This window comes from Stieleria sp., assembly GCF_041595215.1.
Lineage (GTDB): Bacteria > Planctomycetota > Planctomycetia > Pirellulales > Pirellulaceae > Stieleria > Stieleria magnilauensis.
The window spans coordinates 1-2,283 of sequence record NZ_JBFHKV010001241.1 but is presented as its reverse complement, the minus strand read 5'-3'; the positions used below and the strand labels follow the sequence as shown (position 1 = coordinate 2,283).

Sequence of the window (2,283 nt, the reverse complement as noted above, 5' to 3'; positions counted from 1 at the left end):
GTCAGTCCCGCGCCGGTCAGCGTCGTACCGACGCCGGTCAAACCGAAGGCCCCGGTCACCATCTGGTCAGCGGTCGTCCAGCCACCGCAACACACCCCGGCTAAACCTGCGGCAGCGCCCCCGCAACCGAAGCCGATCGAGTCGCTGCCGCATCGGTCCACGACGAACAGTTTCTGGCAATAGTGCCGGCGAAAAAAAGCGGTTGCGTCGCTGCCGTCGCCAGACGGCGGACTTGGAAAGATGATTCTGCCGATTCAAATGGCAATGAATCCACTGCCGCGGTGTCAGTCGAAGTCGATTTCGACGACCACGCCCCGCGGACCGGCGTTGAGCACCAGGCTTTCCTCGAGCTTGACCTGCTTTTCCCAGTCATCGTGGATGTGACCACAGACCACCAATCGCGGACGCTTGGCCAACACGCAATCGCGGATCGATTGGCTGCCCCGGACCCTGCGACCACTGTCGCGATCGACCGTGTCAAGCGGCGGCGAGTGCACCACCAACACGCCTCCCTCGTCGCAACCGCTGAGCAACTCACTCGCTTGCGTTTCGTCAAAGTCATACGACCAATCGCCGAACGGTGTCACGGGAATCCCGCCCCCGACGCCCCAGTACGGGACGCCACCAATCTCGCATCCTTCTCCGTGCAACACGGTAGCCGACTTCCAGTCCTCGGTGGCACTGCGAAGTTCTTCCACGGTCTCCCCGTTGCCCGGCACCAGAATGGACGGCTTCTCGATCTCCGCCAGAATCTCCAGCGTGTCGGCGAGACCTTCGTGACGATTGGCAAAATCTCCGGCGCCGATCACGACGTCTACTTCATCGGCAAGCCGAACCAGGTTTCGCGCCGCTTCGGTATTGCGGTGAAGATCGCTAAAGCAAAGAAATTTCATGAGTCGTTCGAAAACCAGGAAATGATGGAGAAGCGTCGGGTGTTTTAGTTTAGCAAGCCTGTCACGCACGGCGTGACCTGACGGTCGTTGACGCAAGCTGGAAGCGTACGCCACTCTGGTCAGCCGGCCGCTAGCGGTGGCTACGGGCCGATGGCAATCAGGTATTCCTGACGACGACCGGATTCGTTGATGCCGGTTCGCACATAAAGACGGTTTTCGATGGCGACCGGCGTGGCGAAGATGGAGTCACCGGTCTGGATTTTGGCAACGGATTCAAAGCGATCCGGGAACGCAGAGTACAGAAACATTTCGCCGCGTTGAGTTGCCACGACGACGTGTCCATCGGCAAGCAGTGGTGACGCGCTGATTCCGCCACCGAACAAACGCATCTTCCACATTTCTTTGCCATCGTGTGTCCGCCAACAGTAGGCGACACCATTGTCCGCGACGGCGAACAGGTAGTTTTTGATCGCCAACAGGGACTGTTCGTAGCACATCACACGATTGCTCCACATCAGCCTCTCCGTTCCATCGGCGGCGACGCACCAGGTCCCCGCGTCCGGATTACCTCCGCTGACCATGACGTGACGATCGTCCCAGACCACCGTCCCACAGATCGCTTCGGTCGTCGTCGGGACCTGCCAGATCAAGCGTCCTTTCAACGGATCGTAGGCCGAAAACGTCTCCGCCCCGGCGATCAACAACTGCCGCGATCCCGCGATGGTCGTTACGATCGGAGACGCAAAGTTCAAGTTCTGCGGCCGGGCAATTTTCCACACTTGTTTGCCGCTGGTGCGATCCAACGCGTAAATCCCGCTGTCCTTGCCGTCATACTCGGCCGCCACGATCACCACGTTGTCTTCGATGATGGGACTGGCGCCGTAACCGAATTGAAAACTGGACGGTTTGAACTCACAGACGCGCGTCCGCCAAAGCTGGCTGCCATCGGTCGAGAGCGCCGTCACCACGATCGCATCGTCGGTATGGAACGATGCGAACAAGCGCTCGCCGTCATAGGCCATCGACGGAGAGGCATGCGAGTTGTTGGGATGGATGCGAGGCGGCAGCGTGCCGCGGTGCAACACGATCTCTTGACGGAGCTTTCCAGACCGCGCTTCGAGTTCCACGACCGATTGCGTGCCGGCATCCTCATCCGCCGTGGTCAAAAAAATCGCGTCGGAAACAAAAATTGGCGTCGAATGCCCGCGGCCGGGTAATTTGGTTTTCCAGGCGACGCCTTCCCCCGTCCGCAGGTCCCAATGACGCGGCAACGACACATCGTCCGCGGCGTGATTGTCCGACGTCGGGCCGCGCCATTGCGGCCACGGCCCCGCTTCGGGGGCCTGCCCCAAACCGACCCCACCGGCTGATAGACTGAGGCAAAGGATGG

At 60.4% G+C, this 2,283-nt stretch carries 2 protein-coding genes; both read right to left on the bottom strand.

Going from position 1 to position 2,283, the window contains the following annotated elements; genetic code table 11:
• Positions 1-284: 284 nt before the first annotated feature.
• Complete coding sequence (locus tag ABX749_RS30100; RefSeq protein WP_372899287.1) at positions 285-893, bottom strand: metallophosphoesterase family protein; 609 nt, start codon at positions 891-893, stop codon at positions 285-287.
• Positions 894-1,033: 140 nt separating this feature from the next.
• The coding region (locus tag ABX749_RS30095; RefSeq protein WP_372899286.1) for a PQQ-binding-like beta-propeller repeat protein at positions 1,034-2,283 on the bottom strand (1,250 nt) is incomplete at its 5' end.

What these genes read in the sequence shown, in the direction of transcription:
- ABX749_RS30100 (WP_372899287.1), bottom strand. Translation starts at nt 893, where the DNA reads ATGAAATTTCTTTGCTTTAGCGATCTTCACCGCAATACCGAAGCGGCG.